The following is a 23,899-nucleotide window of genomic DNA, read 5'->3' as shown; positions in this document are numbered from 1 at the left end:
CGAACTCGGGCTATTGAACGGTTTCCAGGCTGGGGCGTTTGATCTCCGACGTAACCGAATCCAGCTCCTGGTTCAGTTGCGCCTTTAACCGGTTGCTCTGGTCTATCTGTTCGGCGAAGCGATATGCCATGGTGCCGGGCTTGAGCTGAGGCTGTTGTGAGGCTGGGTGGCGCTGCTCCTTTGGGAGCCGTGACGAAATCAACCTGAATACATCGTTGACATCGCCGAAACCGAAGCGCACGGCGATAAAGATCAGCAAAGCGAAGCAGCCGAAGATCATAAGGGTCATCTCGAGCAGGTGGAGCTTCACCTGAGCCACGACGTTGCCGTACCCGGATTTGTCGTAAGCGATGATGATGCTGCCCATCAACTGTTGAGTACCATCGAACAACTGGAGCCCGCTATATAGCGTGTCGCTCTTCTCCAGTGACCAGGAGGGCTCGTCGCCATTGAGCGCTTTGCGCAAGATCTGCGGCGCGTACTCCGCGTTCAGTGATTTGCTGTCTGTTGCGAACAGTACATTGCCCAGTGGGTCGATGACATACAGTGCCGAAACCTGATCGTCGCGCCCCTTGGCTCGTTGCATCAACTCGGGAAGGTTGTCCATCTCGCTCAACGGCAGGCCGAGTTGCTCCGCTCGAATGATGGAGCGTTCCAGCGACGTCGACATCACTTCGAGTTGTGACGAGATCACAGTCGACATCAAGCTGCTGAACTTCATGTAGTTCATCAGGTATAGCAAGCCAAGGACGCTGGCCACGATGATCCAAATGGTCATGACCAGCTTAAGATGTACTTCGAGAAATGCTTTCATCAGTGTCCCTTCGATTAAACCCCCGCGTTGTATGGTACCTGGCTCAAATGGTGCCCGCTTCAGGTTTCCATCGGTGTTCGCCGCTAGGGGGCATGGCTTATTCGCTCTTCTAGTTCTTCTAGTTCTTCTGGTCGTTGGTTATTGAATAACCTGTATGCGTCCATATATCAGCACTGAAAAATACCACAGCTCGCTGAATCTGTTTCGGGTGTTTATACACCGAAACAGGGTCTCCGGCTATCGGCTTAGGCGTCGCAGGATAACATGGCTCTTTTGATCTAATAAGGTGAATTTGTTAAAGAACGTAGGTTTAAGTGATTTCTAATATAGGTGTTGCGAATGTTGTGCGGGGGTTAACTTTCAAATTATCGTTTTAATTGCTTTGGCATTAATCGTCGTGCCTGATATTGTCTTGTCCCGGGGATCCTGTTCCGAATGTGGTTGCACAGGAATACAATTATTAAAAGCTGTCACATGAGTCAGGTGTTTTGAAAAGTTGGCAGAGTTTTTTTTGATCAGGGTCAACTGAAGGTGTGAATTTGCATTTCAGTGCAGAATCAGATGACTTTTGTTTTTTTAGCTGATTTTATTTGTTGAGGGTGGATATACTCCCTCGGTCGATGCTCTGCGTCGTGTGACGCTTGATAGCAACATCAAAGCGTTGCGGGGTGTTGCTGTAGATACCAATAACAAAACTGCGATGTCTGGATAAGGGAACTGTTGATGGGGATGCTGGTCGATCCGCAAAGCAGTAATTTAGTGGTCAGTGACAGCAAGGGAAACAGCTACGTATTGGCGCGGTTGAGCTATCGGGCGGCGCTGTCGCAGATGGCTACCTTGGAGGCCGAGGTCCAGTGTACGGATGTAGACGCATCCTCCTGGCTTGGCGAAAGTCTCACCTGTGAAGTGTTCAGCAGTCCTGGCAGTAGTCGTTCCGCCATCCGTTCGTTTAAAGGCGTGGTCACCGGCGTGCAAACGCTGGTATCGGATGATCCACCGCGCTATTCCGTCTTCCGTCTGCGTATTCAACCCTGGTTTGCGCTACTGGCTTTTAGTCGCAAATACCGTGTGTTTCAGGAGCAGTCTACCAAGGATATCGTCACCTCCATCTTCGATGATCTGGGGTTTAAAGGGCAGTACAAGGTCGATGACATGCCGTCGACCAAGCGTGCCTATTGTCTGCAATTCAATGAAACCGATCTGGAGTTCGTCAGTCGCCTGCTGGCGGAAGAGGGGGTTCATTATCACTTCGGCGTGGACGACGATTCCAACACCCTGATTCTGCACGATGCCGCTAAACCGTTTTCCTCGGTTGGCAAGTGTTCGCTGGACGATGCGGACTCACCGACCGGCAGCAATGAGATTGTCGAAAACTGGGCTTCCCGGCACGCATTTCACGCCGCCACGCTGGAGTTGGCCGGTTACGACTACAGTCAGAGCAAACTGGTCAGCAGCAAGAGCAAATCATCCAAATACAAGCTGTCCTCCAATACCAAATTGACCGATTTTCGATACCCCATGGCCAGCATTACCGGGGCGATCGATGACTTGGCCAAACCGCTGGTGGAAACCCAGCGCGCGCAGCTGGACTCGGAATACCATCTGGTGAGTGGGCAGACCAACAGTTCCGAATTGGCGGCCGGGCGCTACATAGAGCTGGCGGCTCACCACGACAGTAGCCAGTTGGGCGATTATCTGGTGGTTTCGCTTGAGCAGGAGTTTGTGGTTGAGAAAGGAAGTACTTTTAGCCAGCGTTGCCATTTTACCTGTGCGCCGCAGGACCATCTCTACTATCCGGCTCGATTGGAAAAACCGCGTGTATACGGCATGCAGAGCGCTGTCGTTGCGGGTAAGACGGACGCCGAACCGGCCTCGGATGATCAGGGGCGGATCCGTATTCAGTTCCACTGGGATACCGAAGCAAGTGGCGACAAGACCAGTTGCTGGGTGCGGGTGGCGCAGTCGATGGCCGGAAACGGTTACGGTTTGCAGTTTATCCCCCGGGCCGGTCAGGAGGTGCTGGTCAGCTTCCTGGATGGCGACCCGGATCAACCGCTTGTAACAGGCAGCCTGTACAACAGTAAGCACAAGCCGCCCTATCCGACCACCGATACGACTCAATCGGGTATTAAAACCCAGTTGAGCGGGCAGTCGAACGAGCTGCGCTTTGACGATAAGAAGGATAGTGAGCAGATTTACCTGCATGCCGCCAAGGATCTTCTGGTCGAAGTGGAAAACGATGCTGATGAGAAAGTGACGGCGGAGAAGCGTGTCGCCGTGACCAAGGATATCAGCGTCAAGGGCGAAAAGAATTACAGCCTGGAAACCAAAGAGAATATCAATCTCACAACGGAAAAGAACTACAACCTCACCGCTACGGAAGCGATTGCGGTGAAGGGCAAGTCGATCAAGCTGGAGGCCAGCGACAGTCTGGAGCTGGTGGTCGGCGACAGCAAGTTGAAAATGACCGGCTCCAAGATCGAGATCGAGAGTGGGACGATCAGCCTCTCGGGCAGTTCGGGCATTGAGCTGGATGGAGGCAAGGTCGAGGTTGCCGGCGACTCCAAGGTGGATATCAAATCCAGCGGCTCAATGACGTTGAAGGCGAGTTCCTCGCTTTCGGCATCGGGGCTAAATACGGAAGTGAAGGCCAGTGTGGCGGCCACGATGAAAGGCTCTGCTTCGGCGGAGGTCTCCTCCAGTGGCAGTACCACGGTCAAAGGCTCGGTGGTGATGGTCAACTGATGCTGAAAAAAATGCCATACCCGCAATGCGGGTCGATTCTGCAGCGCTTTGAACTATCGGACGAGGCTGCCGCTGTCGTGGCGGGCGAGATGACGCCGACGCAGATTATCGAGGCGCTGCAGGCCAATGGGTTGTTTATCGACCTGGTCAATTTTTTCTGTCATGCGCTGCCCATGCGGGAAGCGATCTGGTGGGCCTGCCTGGCACTGGAGTTGCGGGCGTCCGACTGGACACCGGAACAGCAGCGGGCAATTGCCGACAGCAAGCGCTGGGTGCAGGAGCCCGATGAGGCCAAGCGTCGCCTGGCTGAGAGGCAGGCGGAAACCCTGGGGCGCCAGTGTGCACCCGGCTGGTTGGCTCAGGCGGTGTTTTGGAATGGCAGCGGCAGCTTGGGTGAATCTGGGCAACCGGTGGTGTTGCCGCCGGATTTTCTCTATGCCAAGGCGGCGGCGGGCGCGATCAATACAGCAGCACTGATTCCGGAGTGGCAGGGGTACGAGCAGTATTGCCGACAGGTGATCAGTATGGGCCTGGATCTGGCTCGCGGTGGTAACGGCATGCTCGCCAACGGTTAGGAGAGATGAGATGGCCTGTGCAGCAAGATTAACGGATATGCATACCTGTCCGATGCAGACACCGGCGACCCCACCGATCCCCCATGTCGGTGGGCCGGTTGTCGGACCGGGCAATCCGCAGGTGCTGATCGGCAAGATGCCGGCCGCCTGTATGGGCGATAGCTGTGTCTGCGTTGGACCGCCGGACAGTATCGTCAAAGGCAGCTCTACGGTGTTGATCGGCAAGAAGCCCGCGGCGCGAATGGGGGATACCACTGCCCATGGCGGTTCCATCGTAGCGGGGTGCCCGACAGTGATGATCGGTGGTTGAAGAAACGAATTTATTATTGAGTTGAATGCAGATGGAACACTTACTGGCCCCGGTGTCGGACAGTACCCCCTGCGGGGAATATCTGAAGGGTAATCGCACGCTGTATCGTGGCTTGCGCAACAGCTTCAATATGGCGCAATCCTCGTTTAGGCAACTGATTGAATCACCTGATGCGACAACCAACGAAGAGCTGCTGGCGGCCAACCAGAACAATTGGCAGCTGCTGGCTCAGGAGTGTGAACAGACCCTGGTCGAGACCTCGAAAGATGTGGAGGTGTTCTGCTGGCTGGCGACTGCCCAACTGTTTAGCGGTTCGCCGTTGACCAATCTGGCGCTCGTGCTGGAGGCCTTTGCCGCGGCTGTCGAAACCTACTGGGATGACCTGAATCCGAAACCGCCCGAGGACAAGCTCAAGGCTGATGACGATGCTGGCCGCAAGCGGGAGTGGGCGGAAAATCGGGTCAAGCCACTGGCGCAGTTGATCGGCGATACCCCGGACAGTGGCCTGCTCTATATGCCGCTGCAGATGATCCCGCTGATCGGCAGTATCGACTACGCCCGCTACTATTCGGCGGAGAAAAAGGGCGAACTGTCGCAGTTGAAGGCCGAGGCGCAGCAAGCCCTGCCGACGGAAAAGGCGCAGGTGACCGAGACGGTGCTGTCGCTGGGACGGGTTCTCGACAGTTTGGCACTACTGGAGAGCCGAATCGCTGAACATTGCCGTCAGGACGGTGCCAGCGGGGTGAGCTTCCGATCTGTTAAAGAGAGTATCGAGCGGCTGATCGCGGCCCTGCGCTTTATGCTGGGGAGTAGTCTGACGCCCTGGCCGCTGGATAAGGCAGCGCCTGCCAGTACCGAGGCTGGACCGGCGGCGAATGGGGCCGCCGGCACGACGGCCTCCGCTGTCACCTCTGAGGCTCAACAGAGTGCAGCGCCTGCAATGATTAGCCTGGCCGCCTCCGGTGAGATCTACAACCGCGATCAGGCGTTTCAGGAGTTGCGCAAAATCGCCGATTTCTTCTGCCGTACCGAACCGCATAGTCCTGTGTACATGTTGCTGGAGCGGGCGATCCGTTGGGGCTATCTGTCGTTGCCGGAGCTGCTGAATGAGATGGTTGGCGATAACAGCGCGGTGATGGGGCGGATCATCCAGATGGCGGGCCTGGAAAGTATCGACAAGACCGAGATTCCCGTGCCGCAGATAAGCGCACAGGATTTGATGCGTAAACAGCAGTCCGATGCCGCTGTGAAGGTGCCGGCACCCGCTGCGGCATCGAGCGTGTCGGCGGTGAATGACTCGGCGGAAGCTGTGCCGGTGCCGGAGAGTGACTCTTCCGAAACCGGGTCAGTTGCGAAGAGTTCCGACGTAGCCAGCTTTGAGTGGTAATAACCGTAGTTTTTATCTGTCGCCCAAGCGGCGCTTTAAACAGCAAGGAGAGACAATATGGCTTCAATTTTCATGCGAATCGACGGGCTCGACAGCATTAAAGGTGCAGCGACCGTTGCGGATATCGGCGGCAAGAAAGGCTTCTTCGCCATCGATAATATGAACTGGGGAGCGGCGCGCGGTGTGGGTATCGACGTCGGTAATGCCAACAACTCCGACAGGGGTATGGCAGCAATGGCGGAGATCCAGGTTTCCCGTACATCCGATGGCGCCAGTCCGCACCTGACCACCTACCTGTTTTCGCCGGGTGCTGAAGGCAAAACCGTGGAACTCGTGCTGACCAAGCCGAATCGTGATGGCGGTGGTCTGGATCCGTTCCTGATCATCACGCTCGAGCACGCGCGTATGTCGCACTACAACATCTCCTGCAACGACGGCCAGCTGCCTCATGAGTCGTTCAGCCTGACCTACACCACGATCAGCAATGTGTATTACCGGGAAGGCGCCAACGGCAAGATCGAGAAGGGCGATACCGTCAAGTTCGATGTCACCACCGGTAAGCTGGAATCCAAAGCATCCTAACCCTTAGCAACAAGCCAGGAGGTTGATCGTGGCCTTGAATTCACAACACAAACGCGTCAGCAAAAACCGCGTCAGCATCACCTACGACGTGGAAACCAATGGTGCTGTCGAAACCAAAGAACTGCCGTTCGTGGTCGGTGTGATGGGCGATTTCTCCGCTCACAAGGAGGACCGTGAAGAGCTGGAGGATCGTACCTTTTACCAGGTCGACAAGGACAATTTCGATACTGTCATGAAGCGGGTTGGACCGGAGCTCAAGCTCAAGGTCGATAACACCTTGAGCAATGACGGTAGTCAGTTCGAGGCCGCGCTGAAGTTCAACTCCATGAAAGACTTCGAGCCGGATGCCATTATCGGCCAGGTCGATGCGTTGCAGAAACTGGCCGACACCCGTTCCCAGCTGAAAACCCTGCTGGCCAAGGCCGACCGCTCACGTGATCTGGAAAAGCTGTTGAAAGAGGTGCTGCAGAGTGCCGACACCATCAATGCCCTGTCCAGCGAGTTGGGCGTTGAGCCGAAGGGAGGTGAATAATGAGTACTGAAGAACAGATCAACGAATCCCAGGCGGTCGCCACAGAAGCGGGTGTGAGTCTGCTCGATCGCGCGATTGCCGCTACCTCGCAGACGCCGGCTGATACCACCAAGGAGCTGTTCTCCGTGCTCGCAGAGCAGGCGCTGAGTGGCACCGTGGTGTGGGATAAGAACGTCACCCAGACCATCGAAAATGCGATTGCCGAGCTGGACAAGCAGATGTCCCTGCAGATGTCCGCGATCATGCAGCATGATGAGTTCAAACGCCTGGAAGGCTCCTGGCGCGGCCTCAACAAGCTGGTACGTGAAAGCGAACTGGGCCCGACCCTGAAGATCCGCATGGTGGATTTCAATAAGGACGAATTGCTGGAACAGTTCGAAGAAGCGCCGGCAGTGGATCGCAGTCCGCTGTTTGAAGCCCTGTACCAGAAAGAGTTTGGTACCGCAGGTGGCGAGCCCTACGGCTTGCTGATCGGTGATTACAGCCTCTCCCACAAGGATGAGGATGTGGCGCTGATGCGATATGTGGGAGAGGTTGCTGCGGCGAGCCACGCACCTTTCCTGGCAGCGGCGGGTCCGGAGATGTTCGAGTTCAACAGCTTCGAAACCTTCAATGAGGGCAAACCGGTGGCGTCCGGTTTTGATTCCCCGGCGTATGCGGCCTGGAACTCGTTCCGTGAGAGCGACGACGCCCGCTACGTGGTGCTGACCATGCCGAAAACCCTGGCACGCCTGCCCTACGGCGACAAGGGACTGGGCACCAAGGCGTTCCAGTACGAAGAGCTGGGCACCGATGCGGCCGGCAATCCGCGGCCGACCGATAATAGCCAGCTGGTCTGGTCGAATGCTGCGTACGACCTGGGTCTGAAGATGACGCAGGCGTTCACCGCGTTCGGCTGGTGCACCGCGATCCGCGGCCTGGACAACGGTGGCAAGGTGGAGAACCTGCCCAACCTGACCTACCAGTCCGACGCCGGTGATCTGCAGCAGCAGTGTCCGATCGAGGTCAACCTGACCGACGAGCGCGAGAAGGAGCTGAGCGACCTGGGTTTCCTGCCGCTGGTACACTACAAAAACACCAACTACGGTGTTTTCATCGGTAGCCAGACCGCGCAGAAGCCAAAGACCTACACCGATCCCGATGCCACCGGCAACGCCGCGATCTCGGCACGTCTGCCCTACATCATGGCCAGCAGCCGTATCGCCCACTATCTCAAGGTGATGGGCCGCGACAAGCTGGGTTCCAACCTGGAGGCGCCGGATATCCAGCGCGATCTTCAGGCCTGGATCGACCAGTACACCAACTCCGGTGCCATGGGCAACGCCGAACGTTCCAAGACCCCGCTGTGTGAATCACGTATCCAGGTGGTTGAACAGCCGGGCCGTCCGGGAGCGTATTCCGCTGTTGCTCACCTGCGTCCCTGGTTGCAGCTTGAAGAGCTGACCACCTCGGTGCGTATGGTTACCAAGATTCCTGGCTAAGGAATTGGTCCGCCCTTCGGGGCGGACCGTCTACCACCCAGATGTATAGTCCTGACTGGCAAAATGAGTTTAACGGGTTGGATCCTCGGCAGGAGGATTATCTATCCCGTGCACTGGCGTTGCTCGCGCAGCGGGATCCCGCGCTCCTGCAAAGCCGGGTGCAGCTCCGGGCGAGCTTGAATCGTCTGATTGCCGAGTTGGACCGACAGCTGTCTGAACAGCTGTCCGAGATTCTGCATCAGCCGGCATTTACCGAACTGGAGGCCGGCTGGCGCAACCTCAAATCCCTGGTCACGCTGCCGGTAAACTATCAGCGGGCGCGGGTGAAACTACTGGATATCAGCTGGCAGGAGCTGTCGCAGGACCTGAACACCTGCACGACCCTGCGCAGTAGCACGCTGTACAACCTGATCGGCAATCGCGAACTCAATACCCTGGGTGGCTTGCCGTTCGGCATGGTGGTGGTCAACCACGATGTATCGATGGAGATGGGGCTAGACGACGATTACGATGATCTCTACACCCTGGAACTGCTTGGCCAGCTTGGCTCGCTTTGCCTCTGCCCGTTCGTATTGACACCGGCCCAGGATTTCTTCGGTGAGCCCGATGCCGATTGGCTGTCCGATGTACAGCGTATTGAAAAGATTCTCGAGGGCCCGGATTTTACCGGTTGGCAGCGTTTGCGTGCACAGCCATCGGCGCGGTTTATCGGCCTGGCGATGCCCAGGATTTGCCTGCGCCCCGCGTACCGCGATCGGCGCATCGGCTTCATCTTCAATGAACGTGTGGATAAACGCCCGGGGCTCTGGGGCAGTGCAGCCTTCGCCTTTGCCAGCATTGTCCTGCGTGAATTCAACCGGCTCAGTTGGTTCGGCTTTATGAAGTCGCGTTGGCAGGAGCGCTACCAGGGCGCGTTGATCAACCTGCCGGAGTCGGCCAGTCTGGATTCACCGCTACGGCTGCCGCAACCCGATGTGCGCCTGTTTGGCAGTCTTGCCGGATTCTATGCCAAGCAGGGTTTTGTGCCGGTCTGCCATAGTCCGTTGACCGACAAGTACTACTTCAATGGCAACAATTCGGTGTGGAAACCGGGGCCGAAGGATGATGATCAAGTGGTCTGCCAGTTGCAGACCACGTTGATGATCTGCCGTATCGCCCATTACCTGAAGGTGCAGATCCGGAGCATGATCGGTAACTTCCATACCGCCGCCGAGTGCGAGCTGTTCCTGAGCCGATGGCTGGACAACTACAGCAGCAACGTGGTTGCCGACGATGAGAATGTGCTGGCCAGGTACCCGCTGAAGAAGGGGCAGGTGCGGGTCAAGGAGATCGACGGCAGTCAGGGGCGCTATGTCTGCGAGGTACTGGTGCAGCCCCAGTACCAGTTCGATCATTTCTCCGGCGAGGTGCTGTTGACCACCGATCTGGCGCCGCCCTCGGCGGAACGAGTGGGGAGCTGAGGATGGTTTTTTGGCAGACCTTTCTGGCCGACGAACCGGTTGCCGATCAGTATGAGGCACTGGTGGCGTCGGTGCGCTACCAGTTGAAGCAGTTACTGGAGTCGGAAGCGCCGCTGACCACGCTGCCGGCCAAACTGGCCCAGGTCGAGCGGTCCAATATGCGCTTTGGGCTGGATTGCCTGCAGTCGATCAGCAGCCGGATGGACAAGGATCAGTTCGCCCGCCAGCTTGAGAGCTGGATCAAGGCGTTCGAGCCGAGACTGTCTGATGTCCGGGTCGAGGTGTATGAGCGTGACGAAACCAATAACGCTATCAACTTCTCGTTGGTCGCGAGGCTGAAAACCGACCGGGGGCAGCACGCCCTGGTGTTCGATTCCAATTTGAGCTTGGTAGACCAGAAGGTCGATATAGAGGGGCAGGATCTTGTCTGATCAGTTGATGCGTTACTACGAGCGTGAACTGGCCTACGTGCGCAAGGCGATGGCGGGTTTTGCCGACCGCTATCCGGAGCAGGCCGCCCAGCTGCAGATCAACCAGAACAGCATTGAAGATCCGAACATTACCCGACTCATCGACGGTATGGCGCTGTTGACGGCGAAAACCGAACAGCGCCTTGATGCGCAGTTGCCGGAGATCGTTCAGGGTCTGCTGTCGATCCTCTATCCGGGCTACACCGAGGTCGCACCCAGCTACTGTGCACTGACCCTGGAACCGGATCCGGAGCAGCTCAACGAGAATGTTTGCCTGCCGGCTGGCAGCCGGGTGGCGGTGCCGTTACCCGATGGTGGTGAGTGTCAGTTCACTACCCGTGCCGATCTCAATATCTATCCGTTTACGCTGGCGGCCGTGAGCGCCGAGGCGGCGCCGTTTAACTTCAATGTGCCGGGTCGGCTCAATAACGCAGAGGCGGTGATCCAGCTGAGCCTGGAGTGTTGCGATCCTGAGGGGCAATTCAGTCAGTTGCGGGTCGGTGACTTCGAGTTCTACGTGCGCGGCTTCGAGCAGAGCGCTGCAAGCCTGATCGAGCTGCTGCTGACCCGGACTGAAGCGATCAGCCTGTCCGATAGCGAGGGGATGAATCACTGCCTGGTCGATGCCGGCCGGATGCACAGCCGGGTCGCCGATGACGATTTCCAATGGTTGCCGCGCTACGGCAACCAGTTCGAAGGCTTCGACCTGTTGCGGGATTACTTCACCTATGCCGATAAAGGTGCCTATTTCCGCATCGATGGCCTGGGCGACGAATTGCGCCGTATCAGCGAAAACCGGGTGATGTTGAACTTGTTCGTGCGTCAACTTCCCGCCGAGTTCCTGCGCCTGTTCGATGTCAGCGTGTTCCGACTCAATACGGTGCCGGCGATCAACCTGTTCGAACAGCAGGGTGAGCCGCTGACCTACGATTTCTCTCGTCTGAGCGTACCGGTCGTCGCAGATGCCTACTCCGATTCCAACCTGGAGGTGGTGTCGGTCGCCGAAGTGCGCCAGGTGTTGCCCGATGGCGAGCGCCGCCTGCGACCCTTGTACGAAGCCCGTTATCGCCAGCCCAACGACGTACGCCAGTGGCAGGCACGTCAACGCTGGGATGAAAACGGCCAGCGCCAGGTGGAGTTGACGCTCAGCTGTCAGGGGGACGAGCAGCAGTCCGGCTCGATCGTGCTGGCAATGGACCTCTGCTGCAGCAATGGCCGAACCCCCTGTACGCTGACCGCCGGCACTGCGGTGGAGAGTCTGTCGGCTATCGATCTGCCTGGTCCGCTCAAGCTGCTGACCGCACCGACGGCGCCGCTATATCCGGCGCTGGATAACTCACTGAACTGGCGATTTATTGCCCTGTTGAATGCCAATTTTTCATCGCTGCTACAGACCGATCGTCCGGTGCAGGCGTTGCAGGAGGTGCTGGCGCTGTGCAGTCACGGCCGCACCTGCCGCCAGGCCGAGGCGATCCGCGATGTGCGCTATGAGCAGCAGGTGGCGGCGATGCATGTGTGTGGCGCCAACATCTTCGCCACCGGCACCGAAGTGACCCTGACGCTGGATGCCGAGAGCCTCGGCAACCAGCAGGCGCTGTTCGCCGAGGTGATGAACGTCTTCTTCCAGCAGTTCTGCAGCTTTGATCGTTTCATGCGCCTGCATGTGCGCCACTTCGGCGACGATGCCAATGTGCGCAGCTTCAAGCCGGTGCACGGGAGCCAGCTATGTCTCTGAGCGCCGAGCTGCAGCGGCAGCCGCAGCGATTCGATTTTATTCAGGTGATCCGCCTGCTGCGGTGGATGGCGCAGCACCGGGAACTGCGTCTGAGCGCGGAGCCGATGCCGGACGGTACCGCCCGCGAGGTGCAGGCGATCGAACAGCTGGGGCGGGAGAGCCGAATCCGCTTGGGGTTGGAAGCCCTGTCCGGTGCGCGCGGCGTGATACCGAACTACCTCTATGAGGAGCTGTTGGCCAGTCTGCATCAGGAAAACCGGGCGTTACAGCAGTTTCTCGATATCTTTAATCACCGCTACTACCAACTGCTGTACGGCGAGCGGGAGAAGGGCAACCTGCTGGTACGCGAAGAGCAGGAACAACTGGAGGCCGCAGCGCTGGTGCGGTTGCCGCAGCGCGCCTGTCTGCCTCGACTGGCGGCCCTGCCGGGTTTCCGGTCGGGCAACACCGACCTGCTGCGTTACAGTGTGCTGCTGGGGCTGAAGGTATCCAGCTTGCGCGGGCTGCGTCAGCTGTTGTGCGATTATTTCGAACTCAATATCCAGGTTTCTGCGACGGGTAGCAGCAGCCACCGGCTACCGGCCACCTCCCTGACCCGGCTGGGCGGGACCGATGCCCGTAATAACCGCCTCGGGCAGGGGGTATTGCTGGGGCGACAGGGAACGCTGCACTTCCATCGGCTTGAGGTGCGGGTCGAACCACGCGACCAGCAAGAGTTTGTCGCCCTGCGCTCCGACCCCTGCTTTGCCGGGCGGCTACGTGAGCTGGTGCAGGCCTACCTGCGCGAGACCACGGACCTGAAACTCTATCTGTACGTCAAGCGTGCCTTTATCACGCAACCGAGGCTCTCCTCCCGGCCGGAGCAGGCTGTGCGCCTGGGAGAGGGCAACTGTCTCGCGCCTCAGGTCAAGCCTGGGGAGTTCCACAAAATTCTTCTTCAGTAAGGGATAACGTCATGTCGCAGGTAAAGCTGAGCAACCTGGTAGGAAAACTGGAGTCTGGTCTGAGGGAAGCCCTGGAGCAGGCGGCTGGTGCGGCCATGAATCAGCGGGTACCCGCCATCGAGGTGGAACACTGGCTGGTACAGATCCTCAATCGTGCGGATAGCCATGTGGCGCAGTTTCTGGACCAGCAGCAGGTGGATCAACAGGGGCTTGTGGCGGAGTTGACGACACGCCTGGAGCGGCTACCGAAAGGTTCTGAAGGGCAGCCGACCCTGAGCAAATCTCTCAGCGATCTGATCGAGTCCGCCTGGCTGCTGGCGTCGGTCAACTTTAACCAGTCACAAATTATCAGCCTGCACCTGGTGTTGGCGCTACTGCAGCCGGATCCGTTCGGCATGCGCAAGCTGACACTGAAGGCGTTGGAAAACGTTTCGCTGGAAGCGCTGCAAGCGCAGATCGCCAAGGTGAAAGTGGCGGGCGCAGCACCCTCTGTCGGCGGCAGCCCTGCGATGCCTGCGCATGTCGAGGGCGGGGCGCTGGACAAGTTTACCGTCAACCTGACCCAGCAGGCCCGCGACGGCAAGATCGATCCGATCTCCGGCCGTAACGCCGAGGTGCGCAAGGCGATCGATATCCTCTGTCGCAAGCGCCAGAACAACCCGATCCTGGTCGGTGAGCCCGGTGTTGGCAAAACCGCCGTGGTCGAGGGGCTAGCACTGCGGGTCGTGGCCGGTGAGGTGCCGGCGGCGCTGCAGGGGGTGGAGATTCACTCGCTGGACCTGGGCCTGCTGCAGGCCGGTGCCAGCATCAAGGGCGAATTCGAAAACCGGCTGAAAGACGTAATCAACGAGGTGAAGAACTCGCCGACGCCGATCGTGGTGTTTATCGACGAGGCCCACACCCTGATCGGTGCCGGGGGTGCCGCGGGACAAAATGACGCCGCCAACCTGCTGAAACCGGCGCTGGCGCGCGGTGAGTTCAAGTCGATCGCCGCTACTACCTGGGCCGAGTACAAGAAGTACTTTGAGAAAGATCCGGCGCTGACCCGACGCTTCCAGGTGGTCAAGGTAGAAGAGCCCGGCGCCGAGGATGCGATCCAGATGCTGCGCGGCGTTGCCGAATCGTTGAGCCTGCACCACGGCGTCTTCATTCGCGAGGACGCCATCGATGCGGCGGTGAACCTGTCGATCCGTTTCCTGCCCTCACGTCAGTTGCCGGACAAGGCGATCAGCCTGCTCGATACCGCCTGTGCGCGTATTGCCCTGACCCAGGGCGCCAAGCCGGAGGCGGTTGAGCAGCTGGAACAGAAGATCCGTTACCTGAACAACGAACTGGCGGCGATGGAAACCGAGCAGGCGGTGTTTGCCGTCGGCGACGAGCTGATCAATGCATTGAAGGAGCGGACCCAGCTGCTACAGACGGAGCTGGCGACGCTGAATGACCGCTGGGAGCGGGAGCTGGCGCTGGTTGACCAGGTCCGGGAGCTGAAGGATGCGCTGCGCCAGGGGCACAGCGACGGCCAGGTTGACACCGGTAAACAGACCGAGCTGCTGGCATTGATGGACGAGTTGCAGGATCTGCAGCAGGACCAGCCGCTGGTGCATGCGCTGGTGGATCAGCAGGCGATCGCCACGGTGATCTCCAACTGGACCGGCATCCCGGCCGGCAACCTGGTGCGTGATGAGGTGGCCAAGCTGCTGACCCTGGAGCAGGAGTTGCACAAGCGGGTGATCGGCCAGGATGCCGCGATTGGCGAGCTGGCCAAGAGTATCCGTATCTCCCGCGCCGGGCTGACCGACAGCCGCAAGCCGGTGGGTGTATTCCTGATGTGCGGCCCGAGCGGTGTCGGTAAGACCGAGACTGCGATGGCGCTGGCCGACCAGGTGTTTGGCGGCGGCGACAACCTGACCGTGATCAACATGACCGAGTTTAAAGAGGAACACAAAATCTCCATGCTGCTGGGCTCGCCTGCGGGCTATGTCGGCTTCGGCGAGGGTGGTGTGCTGACCGAGGCGATCCGCCGTAATCCCTACTCGGTACTGCTGCTGGATGAGATGGAGAAGGCGCATCCCGGGGTGCACGATCTGTTCTACCAGATCTTCGACAAGGGCAGTATCAAGGACAGCGAGGGACGCACGGTCGACTTCCGCAACACCATCATCATTATGACCTCCAACGCCGCGGATCAGGCTATCTGCGATATCTGCGACGAAGCGGGCCTGCGGCCGGACAACGCCGATCTGGTAGAGCGTATCCGTCCGGAGCTGCAGCGCTTCTTCAAGCCCGCCTTCCTCGGTCGCGCGACCATCGTGCCGTACTACCCGCTCAACGACGACGAACTCAAGCAGATCACCGAGATCAGTTTGAACCGGATTCGCAGCAAGCTGGCGGAGCAGTACGGTGCCAGTTTCGACTGGGATGAGGCGCTGGTAGAGTTTGTGGTCGGGCGCAATACCGATCCGACTACCGGGGGCAGGGCGGTGGAGCAGATCATCAATCGCTCGTTGATGCCGCGCCTGGCGGAGCAGTGCATCACCCGACTCAGCGAAGGGCTGACGGTTTCCGCGGTTCAGGTCAGCGCCGATAACGGCGATATCACCCTGACCATAAACTGATGACGTTGCCGACAAGACAGCTGAATGAATACGAAAGCGATTAAACAGGGGGGGCGGCTGCTGGCGGCGGCCGGGGTGCTGGCGCTGTCAGCATCCAGCGCCCTGGCCGTGGAACGGATCAAGCTGGCCACCCAGGACTGGCCGCCGTACCAGACCGTCGAGGATGGCCAGATGGCGGGCGTTGCCGTGGAGCGTGTGCAGTGTGCCCTGAGGCGGATGGGGCAGCCGTACGAGTTGCACATGATGCGCTGGGACAAGGCGCAGCTGCTGGTGGAAACCAACGAGATGCAGGGCTTCTTCTCCGGCTCCACCAACTCGGCGCGTGCTCGCTATGCTGAAGCGTCGGTTCCGGTCATCACTTTGGCGCTGAGCTGGTTTGTGGCGCCGGGGGTGAACCTGAATCTGGCAGAGGAGTCGGCCAAGTATCAGGCCCGTTACGGCGCCAAGTTCAACACCAGCAAATGGCTGTTCCTGAAAAAGAACGGCTACAACGTGGTAAAAAAGCCGCGTGATTCTGACGTCCTGGCGCAGATGTTATGGCAGGGCGATGTGGATGTGGCGCTTGAGTATGAAAAGGTGTTCGAGCATTCGATGAAGAAGCTGGGGATCCCGGCTGGCTATTTCCGCCGCATTCCTTACGAGCGGAAGGACCAGAACGTGCATTTTTCCAAGGAGTTCTTGAAGCAGAACCCCAGCTTCCTGGGGGCTTTCAACCAGGCTCTGGGTAACTGCAAAAAGAGTGTGCCATGACGATAAATTTACAGCTGGTCGAAGTGCCTGCAAACGAGCAGGTGATCAATCGACAGATTTCGTTACCTGCCAACGGCGGTACCATAGGCCGGGCCTACGACTGCACGCTGCAGTTGCCGGATTTCAACCGCCAGCTGTCCCGGGTGCATGCGGAGATCGCCCGGGATCCACATGGTGGATACCAGGTCACCGACCACAGTACCAACGGTCTTCAGCTTAACGGCCAGCTACTCGGCCGAGGGCGACGCGTGTCGATCGGCGACGGCGATATCCTCAAGCTGGGTGGCTATACCTTGCTGATCAGCGATATGTCGTCGCTGTTTGAGAACCGGCCCGAACCTGAGCCGGAACAGCCGAGCGGCCGACGCGAGCCGACCTTCGATCTTAATGACTTGAATGCGGATGATCTGGGCTGGCCGCTGGATGAGGGCAGCGGGCAACCCGCCAAACCCAGCAGCGCGTCGAACTTCTCCACCGAGAACGTTATGGCTGACGACCAGTTCGGCCCAGATCCGTTTGAAGACGACTTCGAGATGCTGGAGCCGGGCGCCGCATCGCGTGCCGACGTGGTCACCCTGGAGCAGAGCGACAACAGTCAGCGGGTGATGAAGGAGAGTCTGGTAAAACTGACTCAACTGGTCGAGCAGCAGCAACGGATGCAAGCGACACCCTATGGCCAGGACAAGCTGATGGAGTGTCTGCAACGCACCCTGGATCGATTCCTGGAGGAGCTGAGCCCTACCCACCTGGAGGAGGTGTTTAGCGACTACACCGGGGGGTGGGGCAGCAAAGAGAAAAAGTATTGGCGACTCTACCGCAAACAGTTCAATCGCAAGTTGGACCGCAAGGAGTTCCACCACCGCTTTACCGCCCTGTTTGTCGAAGAGATGCGAGGTAAAGGATGACGCGATCGGTACTGCTGACGGCAGCGCTCTGCTTGCTGTTGTTGGGCTGCTCTTCGCAGCCGACCTCGCCCACCCAGACTTACAAGCTGCCGGTCAAGGTGGCGGTGGACGCGGAGGTCAACCAGTATGGCGAGGGTGAGTCGCACCCGATTGTGCTGCGGCTTTACCAACTGACTGGGAATGGTGCGTTCCAGAACGCTCAGTTCCTCGATCTGTTCAAGAAAGATCGCGAAATGCTCGGCGATTCGCTGGTGGATGTGATCTATCTGGACCCGCAGCTACCGGGTCAACAGCAGCAGATGGAGTTCGACATACAGCAGCAGACACGCTATCTGGCCGTATTGGCAGAGTTTGCCGATTACGGCAATGCCAGCGCCAAATCCCTGGTGCAGCTGGGCGAGGACCCGCAATCGGAGCCGATGATAGTCCATGTAAGCGGACTGCGGGTTTCCATCGGCAGGGAACCGGCTAAGCCTTGGTGGAAAATTTTCTGAAGGGGAATCCCGTGAGACGGCATCGCAAAGTAGTCTGGAGCGAGGGAATGTTTATCGCTCCGCAGCATTTTCAACAGCAGGACCGCCATGTCCACCATTACGTTGAGCAGTATGTGGCGGCTGCGGGGCAGGGTAAGCGTTATGGCCTGAGCGAGCTGCAGATCGATCGCGAACGGCTGAAGATCGGCAAGATCGCGGTGACCGGCTGTAAGGGGATCTTCCCTGACGGCACCTTCTTCGAATGTGATCGCGAGGTGTTGCTGGAGATACCGGAAGCCACGCTGGAGAAGAAGATCTACCTGGCGTTGCCGATGGCGGTGGAGGGGGAGGTCGAGTATGGCGAACACGGCCAGAACCGACGTTATGTGCAGGATCAGGTGACGCTGTTCGACACCAGTGCGGCGGGGAACAACGGTATCGAGACCCAAGTGGCCCAGGCCAACGTGCGGCTGCTGATCGAGGGGGAGGATATCACTGGTTTGACGGTGATGCCGATCGCCCGGGTGCTGGAGCGACGCGAGAGCGGCGCCGTGGTGTTGGATCAGGGCTTCATTCCCGCCTGCATCCAATATGGTGCCTCGGCTCAGATCACCGAGCGCCTGAAGGAGCTGCAGGTGTTGATCGACACCCGCGCCAATATGGTGGTTCAGCGCATCGACGCCGGTCAGGAGCGCAAGAGCGAACAAACCCTGCTACGCGAATATCTTTGGCTGCAGACATTGAATCGCTGGGTACCCTGGTTCAGTACCACGCTGGAGAATCCGGCGGTACCGACCGACGAGGTCTATCTGCAACTGGCCACGCTGTCGGCGGAACTGTGCAGTTTCGTTCCCGCGGTGGCCGAGGCTGCCGCGCCGTTGCATAGCCATGCCATGCATAGCGCGTTCAATCCGCTGTTCTCCAAACTGCGCGATCAGTTGTCGCTGGTGCAGAGCGACAGCGTGCTCGAGTATGACTGGGATAATCAGCTGTTTGACAAGCGTCGCCTGCTGCGTGTGGCGGTTCCCGATATCTATGCTCTGGGTAACCATCGTTTCGTGCTCTGTGTCGAGTCCAGCATTGGTGCCGCGACCCTGGCACAGTTGGTCCCCAGTGCCTGTAAACTCAGCGGCTTGAGCCAGATCGCCGAGCTCGTGCGCAACAGTATGTCAGGGGTTGCCCTGAAGTCACTGCCGGTGGCGCCGACCGAACTCAAACCGCGCGCGGATGTAGCCTATATCGAGATCGACACCCACCACCCGTACTGGCTGGAGCTGGTTGAGAAGCGGGAGCCGCTGGCACTGCATGTGGACGGTCGTATTCCGGATCTGAAAGTGAAGCTCTATGCGCTGGGGTAAACGCTGATGGCGATGGATTATCTGGATGAAGCGACCGTTGAGGTGGAACAGTCCACCGGCGGACAGGAGACGGCAGGACATTTGCGAACTGTGCCGCTGGCGGGCGCGGCGGCGCTGAAAAATCAGCAGCGTAACCTGCAGGCGTTGCAGCAGTTTGCCAGCTTTGAAAATCGGCTTATCAATGCCGGCGCCGAGCTGCTGTCACTCTGTGTGGCGGTGTCGCGCATGCCGGAACCGGAGGATCTACACCGCTTCCGTCAGGGACTGATCGCGTCGATCAGTGAGCTGAAACAGCGCATTGCCGCGTTGGATTACCCACCGTCGGTCGCGGACAAGACCTGCTTTCTGTTCTGTATCGTATTGGACGAGATGATCCTCTACAGCGACTGGGGCGAGAGCTGCGGTTGGGAGAACCGGACACTGCTCAGTGAGCTGTTCGGGGTACGGGATGGCGGTGAGCAGTTCTACCGCGTGGCCGACAAGGCACTGAGTCAGCCGAACCTGCTGGTGGATCTGCTGGAGTTGATCTACCTGTTCCTGAAGATCGGCTTCCGCGGACAATACCGGCTGAGCGGGCGTGAGAGTCTGGATGCACTCTACTACCAGATAGAGTCGGTAGTGCTGAGTAAACGGCCGCGACTCCCATTCACTGCCGTTAGCTCGGTTGCGCTGCCGAAGGTACGCAAGCCGGCCCGGCAGGCCCACTTTGGCCGCCAGGCCGCGCTGTTCCTGGTGAGCGTCGCCCTCTCCTGGGGAGCGGCGTCTTACTGGTACCAGAACAGTTTCGACCAGCGGGCACGGGACTTTATTGGCCTTGCCGATTTCAACAAGAACTACCTGAGCGAGCCCGAAGAGAAGGAGTTTGTCTACACCAGCACGCCGGAGGAGATGTCCAGTGCGGCCCGGGTCTACGGCCGGCCAGCAACAACGGCACGGATCACCTCGTCGCCCGCGACCGATGTGACAGATGGGACGGCAAGCGGGTCCGCCTGGCTGGTGCAACTGGCCACCTTCGATCAATCGGCGCTTGCTGAGCGGTTTATTGCCGAGCATGACCTGCAGCAGTCGGGTGCGCGAGTCGAGCCCTGGAATAAGCTGTTCCGGGTGCTGATTCCGGCCGACGACGCTCAGCAGGCCAAGCGCCTGATAGCGCAGGCGTTGAGTAAGGGCATAAGTGATGCGTTCATTATTTCTAATCGATAAGGCGGTTATCTCGGATGGACTCTCCTAAGCAGGCTGTCTGGCCTTTCATCTTATTGGCTCTGCTGCTGTTCGCTCTGTTCTGGGGTGCTGCCTGGCTGCTGGAGTGGTGGAGCTGGAGTGCGCCGGTCACGGCCGCCGTCAGCGGCCTGTTGTCGATCCTGGCCGGGGGATTGTCGGGTTGGCTGGGCTGGTGGTTGCGTCGCCGCCAACTGCAGAATAAACCCAGCGAGGCGGAGCTGGCAGAAAAGCAGCAGCGCCACTACCGACAGCGTTTGTTACTGGCCAATTTCGATAAGGCCTGGCGCCACCAGAACCGGGGCGGTCGCAGCCCCTATGAGACTCCCTGGTATTTTCTGCTGGACGAGCAACTGGAGAGCGATCGCTCGATGTTGCTGCAGATGGGCTTTGAACAGGTAGTATCGGAGACTATCGGTGACGACCGCTCGATGCCGGTCAGCTTCTGGCTCAGCGACCATGCGGTGCTCGTGGGGCTGCATATGGCGTATGACCCAAGCGTATTCGAACCCTGTCTGGCGACGCTGCTGCGACGGCTCAACAGCCGACGTCCCCGTCAGGCCGCCAACGGTATCCTGCTGGCCCTGCCGGTGAGCGATTTGTTGGAGAAAAGTCAGGATCGTCTGGAACAGATCACCAAACGGCAGCGCGTGTTGTTGCAGCAGCTCAACCAACGGCTGGGATTGGATCTGCCGATCTACTCGCTGTTTACCGGCATGGGGCAACTAAAGGACTTCTGCCAGTATTTCGCTACCTTTGACGACCAGCGGTTGGAGGAGCCGTTGGGCGTCATGATGCCGGCGAAGCCCAAGCCGGGCTACGATGCCGACTGGTTCCGCGATTCGTTTGATGCGCTGCTGCAGAACCTGGCGGCCCAGGTGACGCCGGCGCTGAAGGCGCAGCTCAGTGCCGAATACCGTGGCTCCATACTGGCGGGGCCTTACCAGTTCAGTCTCCTGCGCGCCGAACTGGAAGATTATTTCCAGCAGCTGTTTCTGAGTAACCAGTTCGAGGAGCGGCCGCTGAACTTCCGTGGCTACTTCTTCGTCAATGCCGACACCCAGGCGGTGCCGATCGATCGCCTGACCATGCTGCTGGCGTCTCAGTTGGGCCTGTCCGGTTTGCCGTCCGAGCCGGAAACTGCCGTCGGCCGCAGTCTTTTCGTCAAACAGCTGTTGCGTCGCGGCGTGCTGCCGGAAGCCGGTCTGGTGGGGGTGAACCGGCGCCGGGAAGGGCTTTATCAGTTGGCCCGTTTCGCTTTCACTGGCGGACTGGCGATGCTGTTCCTGCTGTTCATCTGGCTGTTAAAAGCAAATTTCGATTACTACCAGGCCCAGGATCGACAGGCGGTGGCTCAGCTAGACACCTACAAGCAGAAGCTGCTGGCCAGCAAGCCCAATCCCGATGACCTGACGGCGATGATATTCAGCCTGTCTGACCTGCGGGATATCAGTCTGATCTATGACCAGTCAAAGCCCTGGTATGTGCTGTCCTGGCTGCCCGATGCCGGTATCGGCCGGGCTGTTTCCGGTGCCTATCAGCATGAGCTGGAGGAGGGGCTTCTGGTCGCGCTGCGGGATTACCTGCAGAAGGACATGTACGTTTACAACAGTCTTGATGACAAGGTACAGAGCCTGGAACTGTATAACCTGCATCAGTACCTGTTTAACCCGCAGCGGGACGACGTCGAACCGTTGGTGGACTACTACGTGGAGTCCCTGCAGCAGGAGGGCGAGGGTGATGTGGTGACCCTGGAGCAGTTCCGTATGCTGATCCGTGATCTGCTGAAACCCGGTGTGGTGCCGCCGACAGAGGACGACCCGCTGATCGAGCTGGTACGTGCATCGCTCAGCTCGGAGGATCTCAGCGATCTGCTGTACCAGCATATCCTGCAGCGGCCGGAGTTCAGTCGCCGCGTCGATGTGCGCAGCAGTCTGGGGCAAAACTATCGCCAGGTGTACGACTTCAATGAGGGGTTTGGCGGCTATCTGGTGCCCTACATCTTCACCCGCGAGGGGTTTCAGGAGCTGGTAACCGGCACCGGTTTCCAGTTGACCAATGAAGCACTGAAGGATTATGAGGAGGTGGTTGGCCGCATCAGCAACGACACCGAGCTGAGCCGGATCAATCGCAAACTGAAGCGGCGCTACATTGACGACTACATTGGCTACTGGCAACGCTTTGCCAACAATGTCCACTGGTTACCGACCAGCGGCTGGGGCGATACCCGGCTGCAGTTGGAGGCCGCGTCCGAGCCGCTGTTTTCACCGCTTAAGCGTTACTACAACCTGATCAGCTACCACACCGATCTGGCCGCACTGCTCAGCGAGCCGGGTACCGATGAGGTCGCTGGCCAGAAGCCGGCGGTGAAGGTAAAAGGCAAGCTGGGCGCCGTCGCCGGTAAGGCGATGGGGCCGCTGGAGGAGCAACGTGCCAAGGAGCAGCAGCGGCAACTGGAGGAGCAGCGTCAGAGCGCGCTAACGATGGCGGATGCCATTGCCAAACCCTTCGTTTCCTATCACCGGCTGATCAAGTTGGATGACACCGGCCGCAGTAACCTGGATGTGGCGTTGCGGCAGATCGGTGAGACGCTGGAATGGGTCAGACAGGCGACGCAGGGAGAGATGCGCGGCCGTTTCTTCCTCGATCAACTGGTAGCGGCGGAGAGTGTCAGCCCGTTGGCCAAGATGCAAACCTTGTCGCAGTCCTACGATGATCTATTGCTGCGCGAACTGTTGCAGGGCAGTGCCGAGCAGCTGAATCAGCTGGCGCTGGAGGATGTCCGTCAGTTGCTGAACAGGTCCTGGTCTCGCGATGTGCTCGGATACTATAACAGCCAGATCAAACCCTTCTTCCCATTTGACGGTCAGGCGCAGAGCGATGTGGGACTTAAGGCGTTCAAGGAGTTTTTCGGCCCGAAGGGGGTGGCAGCCTCGTTCAGCGACAGCTTCCTGATCTATTTCAGCGTGCAGGAGAACAGCGATCCGGTGCTGAGCAGTTTTCTGCCGGGCCGCAGCCTGATACTGGATGAGAGGTTCTGGAATGCGGTAGAAGAGCTGGGACGGATCCGGAAGACCTTTTTTACGGCGGATAGTATCGGCTTGCAGTTCTCGCTCAGGGCTGAGGGGATGAGTGCGGGGGTGACCGAGTTCTCACTGCGCAGTGAGGGGCCGCTGTATATCTACCGAAACGGACCGTCGCTCTGGGCCCAGATGGCCTGGCCTATCCCGGAAACCCAGTCCCGCGAGATCGAGATGAAGGTGGCGGGCGGTGATTACGTGGTGGATCACCAGACCTATCCTGGAATCTGGAGCTGGTTCCGGCTGGCGGATGCGCTGAACGGGACGCTGGCAACCGATAGCGGTACCAGTAACCTGGTTGCGGGTTCGAATCAGCAGGTCGCGCGATTGCAGATACGGGTAGAGGGGGATACCAACCCGTTCGTCGCCGGTTTCTTCGCTCGACTGGATCTGCCGGAGCAGCTCTGAGTTGACCGGGTCAGCCAGAACTCCCTGGCATCGGTTTCCGATGGCCCGGGAGTATCA

19 protein-coding genes are annotated in these 23,899 nt (G+C 58.9%); 18 read left to right on the top strand and 1 reads right to left on the bottom strand.

Annotation, left to right across the window (positions count from 1 at the left end):
• Nucleotides 1–10: 10 nt before the first annotated feature.
• A complete protein-coding gene (locus tag IEX40_RS02730) occupies nucleotides 11–814 on the bottom strand; it encodes a hypothetical protein (RefSeq protein ID WP_188745551.1) in 804 nt (267 codons plus the stop codon).
• A 723-nt stretch (nucleotides 815–1,537) separates the two neighbouring features.
• Here IEX40_RS02730 and IEX40_RS02725 point away from each other — a divergent pair.
• The 18 genes from IEX40_RS02725 (at nucleotide 1,538) to tssM (ending at nucleotide 23,842) form a co-directional block, all read left to right on the top strand.
• Complete coding sequence (locus IEX40_RS02725; protein ID WP_188745550.1) at nucleotides 1,538–3,559, top strand: type VI secretion system Vgr family protein; 2,022 nt, start codon at nucleotides 1,538–1,540, stop codon at nucleotides 3,557–3,559.
• Nucleotides 3,559–4,134 carry a DUF6931 family protein gene (locus tag IEX40_RS02720; protein ID WP_188745549.1) on the top strand — a complete coding sequence of 192 codons (576 nt, stop codon included), beginning with the start codon at nucleotides 3,559–3,561 and terminating at the stop codon, nucleotides 4,132–4,134. The genes IEX40_RS02725 and IEX40_RS02720 overlap by 1 nt, the downstream gene beginning before the upstream one ends.
• 10 nt (nucleotides 4,135–4,144) lie before the next feature.
• Nucleotides 4,145–4,444 (top strand): PAAR domain-containing protein, encoded by a 300-nt coding sequence (locus tag IEX40_RS02715; protein WP_188745548.1) that lies wholly within the window; start codon nucleotides 4,145–4,147, stop codon nucleotides 4,442–4,444.
• 31 nt (nucleotides 4,445–4,475) lie between these two features.
• On the top strand, nucleotides 4,476–5,831 hold the full coding sequence (locus tag IEX40_RS02710; RefSeq protein WP_188745547.1) for a type VI secretion system protein TssA: 1,356 nt from the start codon (nucleotides 4,476–4,478) through the stop codon (nucleotides 5,829–5,831).
• 57 nt (nucleotides 5,832–5,888) lie between these two features.
• A complete protein-coding gene (locus IEX40_RS02705; RefSeq protein WP_188745546.1) occupies nucleotides 5,889–6,413 on the top strand; it encodes an Hcp family type VI secretion system effector in 525 nt (174 codons plus the stop codon).
• 28 nt (nucleotides 6,414–6,441) lie between these two features.
• Complete coding sequence (gene tssB, locus IEX40_RS02700) at nucleotides 6,442–6,945, top strand: type VI secretion system contractile sheath small subunit (RefSeq protein ID WP_188745545.1); 504 nt, start codon at nucleotides 6,442–6,444, stop codon at nucleotides 6,943–6,945.
• A complete protein-coding gene (tssC, locus tag IEX40_RS02695; protein WP_188745544.1) occupies nucleotides 6,945–8,426 on the top strand; it encodes a type VI secretion system contractile sheath large subunit in 1,482 nt (493 codons plus the stop codon). The genes tssB and tssC overlap by 1 nt, the downstream gene beginning before the upstream one ends.
• Nucleotides 8,427–8,503: 77 nt before the next feature.
• Nucleotides 8,504–9,886: a type VI secretion system contractile sheath domain-containing protein gene (locus IEX40_RS02690; RefSeq protein ID WP_229680510.1), complete on the top strand. Its 1,383-nt coding sequence runs from the start codon at nucleotides 8,504–8,506 to the stop codon at nucleotides 9,884–9,886.
• Nucleotides 9,887–9,888: 2 nt separating this feature from the next.
• Nucleotides 9,889–10,317, top strand: coding sequence for a type VI secretion system baseplate subunit TssE (tssE, locus tag IEX40_RS02685; protein WP_188745542.1), 429 nt, complete (start codon nucleotides 9,889–9,891; stop codon nucleotides 10,315–10,317).
• The gene (tssF, locus tag IEX40_RS02680; protein ID WP_188745541.1) at nucleotides 10,310–12,091 is read left to right on the top strand and encodes a type VI secretion system baseplate subunit TssF; all 1,782 of its coding nucleotides are present in this window, start codon (nucleotides 10,310–10,312) and stop codon (nucleotides 12,089–12,091) included. The genes tssE and tssF overlap by 8 nt, the downstream gene beginning before the upstream one ends.
• The gene (locus IEX40_RS02675; RefSeq protein ID WP_188745540.1) at nucleotides 12,082–13,035 is read left to right on the top strand and encodes a type VI secretion system baseplate subunit TssG; all 954 of its coding nucleotides are present in this window, start codon (nucleotides 12,082–12,084) and stop codon (nucleotides 13,033–13,035) included. The genes tssF and IEX40_RS02675 overlap by 10 nt, the downstream gene beginning before the upstream one ends.
• Before the next feature lie 11 nt (nucleotides 13,036–13,046).
• A complete protein-coding gene (gene tssH, locus IEX40_RS02670) occupies nucleotides 13,047–15,650 on the top strand; it encodes a type VI secretion system ATPase TssH (protein ID WP_188745539.1) in 2,604 nt (867 codons plus the stop codon).
• 24 nt (nucleotides 15,651–15,674) lie between these two features.
• Nucleotides 15,675–16,400 carry a substrate-binding periplasmic protein gene (locus IEX40_RS02665; protein WP_188745538.1) on the top strand — a complete coding sequence of 242 codons (726 nt, stop codon included), beginning with the start codon at nucleotides 15,675–15,677 and terminating at the stop codon, nucleotides 16,398–16,400.
• Nucleotides 16,397–17,305 carry an FHA domain-containing protein gene (locus IEX40_RS02660; protein ID WP_188745537.1) on the top strand — a complete coding sequence of 303 codons (909 nt, stop codon included), beginning with the start codon at nucleotides 16,397–16,399 and terminating at the stop codon, nucleotides 17,303–17,305. The genes IEX40_RS02665 and IEX40_RS02660 overlap by 4 nt, the downstream gene beginning before the upstream one ends.
• Entirely contained in the window at nucleotides 17,302–17,799 is a 498-nt protein-coding gene (gene tssJ / locus IEX40_RS02655; protein ID WP_188745536.1) for a type VI secretion system lipoprotein TssJ, read from the top strand. The genes IEX40_RS02660 and tssJ overlap by 4 nt, the downstream gene beginning before the upstream one ends.
• Nucleotides 17,784–19,136 (top strand): type VI secretion system baseplate subunit TssK, encoded by a 1,353-nt coding sequence (gene tssK, locus IEX40_RS02650; protein ID WP_308421587.1) that lies wholly within the window; start codon nucleotides 17,784–17,786, stop codon nucleotides 19,134–19,136. The genes tssJ and tssK overlap by 16 nt, the downstream gene beginning before the upstream one ends.
• Nucleotides 19,137–19,142: 6 nt before the next feature.
• Nucleotides 19,143–20,339, top strand: a complete 1,197-nt coding sequence (icmH, locus tag IEX40_RS02645; protein ID WP_188745534.1) for a type IVB secretion system protein IcmH/DotU — start codon at nucleotides 19,143–19,145, stop codon at nucleotides 20,337–20,339.
• 14 nt (nucleotides 20,340–20,353) lie between these two features.
• Nucleotides 20,354–23,842 (top strand): type VI secretion system membrane subunit TssM, encoded by a 3,489-nt coding sequence (gene tssM / locus IEX40_RS02640; RefSeq protein ID WP_188745533.1) that lies wholly within the window; start codon nucleotides 20,354–20,356, stop codon nucleotides 23,840–23,842.
• Nucleotides 23,843–23,899: the final 57 nt, after the last annotated feature.

This window comes from Marinobacterium zhoushanense (genome assembly GCF_014641945.1).
GTDB classification, from domain to species: domain Bacteria; phylum Pseudomonadota; class Gammaproteobacteria; order Pseudomonadales; family Balneatricaceae; genus Marinobacterium_D; species Marinobacterium_D zhoushanense.
Note: the sequence above shows the minus strand (reverse complement) of the source record. Positions and strands in the feature narration are given on the sequence as shown.

Coding starts and splice junctions, on each gene's coding strand:
- IEX40_RS02730 (WP_188745551.1), bottom strand. CDS start 814: ATGAAAGCATTTCTCGAAGTACATCTTAAGCTGGTCATGACCATTTGG.
- IEX40_RS02725 (WP_188745550.1), top strand. CDS start 1,538: ATGGGGATGCTGGTCGATCCGCAAAGCAGTAATTTAGTGGTCAGTGAC.
- IEX40_RS02720 (WP_188745549.1), top strand. CDS start 3,559: ATGCTGAAAAAAATGCCATACCCGCAATGCGGGTCGATTCTGCAGCGC.
- IEX40_RS02715 (WP_188745548.1), top strand. CDS start 4,145: ATGGCCTGTGCAGCAAGATTAACGGATATGCATACCTGTCCGATGCAG.
- IEX40_RS02710 (WP_188745547.1), top strand. CDS start 4,476: ATGGAACACTTACTGGCCCCGGTGTCGGACAGTACCCCCTGCGGGGAA.
- IEX40_RS02705 (WP_188745546.1), top strand. CDS start 5,889: ATGGCTTCAATTTTCATGCGAATCGACGGGCTCGACAGCATTAAAGGT.
- tssC (WP_188745544.1), top strand. CDS start 6,945: ATGAGTACTGAAGAACAGATCAACGAATCCCAGGCGGTCGCCACAGAA.
- tssE (WP_188745542.1), top strand. CDS start 9,889: ATGGTTTTTTGGCAGACCTTTCTGGCCGACGAACCGGTTGCCGATCAG.
- IEX40_RS02675 (WP_188745540.1), top strand. CDS start 12,082: ATGTCTCTGAGCGCCGAGCTGCAGCGGCAGCCGCAGCGATTCGATTTT.
- tssH (WP_188745539.1), top strand. CDS start 13,047: ATGTCGCAGGTAAAGCTGAGCAACCTGGTAGGAAAACTGGAGTCTGGT.
- IEX40_RS02665 (WP_188745538.1), top strand. CDS start 15,675: ATGAATACGAAAGCGATTAAACAGGGGGGGCGGCTGCTGGCGGCGGCC.
- IEX40_RS02660 (WP_188745537.1), top strand. CDS start 16,397: ATGACGATAAATTTACAGCTGGTCGAAGTGCCTGCAAACGAGCAGGTG.
- tssJ (WP_188745536.1), top strand. CDS start 17,302: ATGACGCGATCGGTACTGCTGACGGCAGCGCTCTGCTTGCTGTTGTTG.
- icmH (WP_188745534.1), top strand. CDS start 19,143: ATGGCGATGGATTATCTGGATGAAGCGACCGTTGAGGTGGAACAGTCC.
- tssM (WP_188745533.1), top strand. CDS start 20,354: ATGGACTCTCCTAAGCAGGCTGTCTGGCCTTTCATCTTATTGGCTCTG.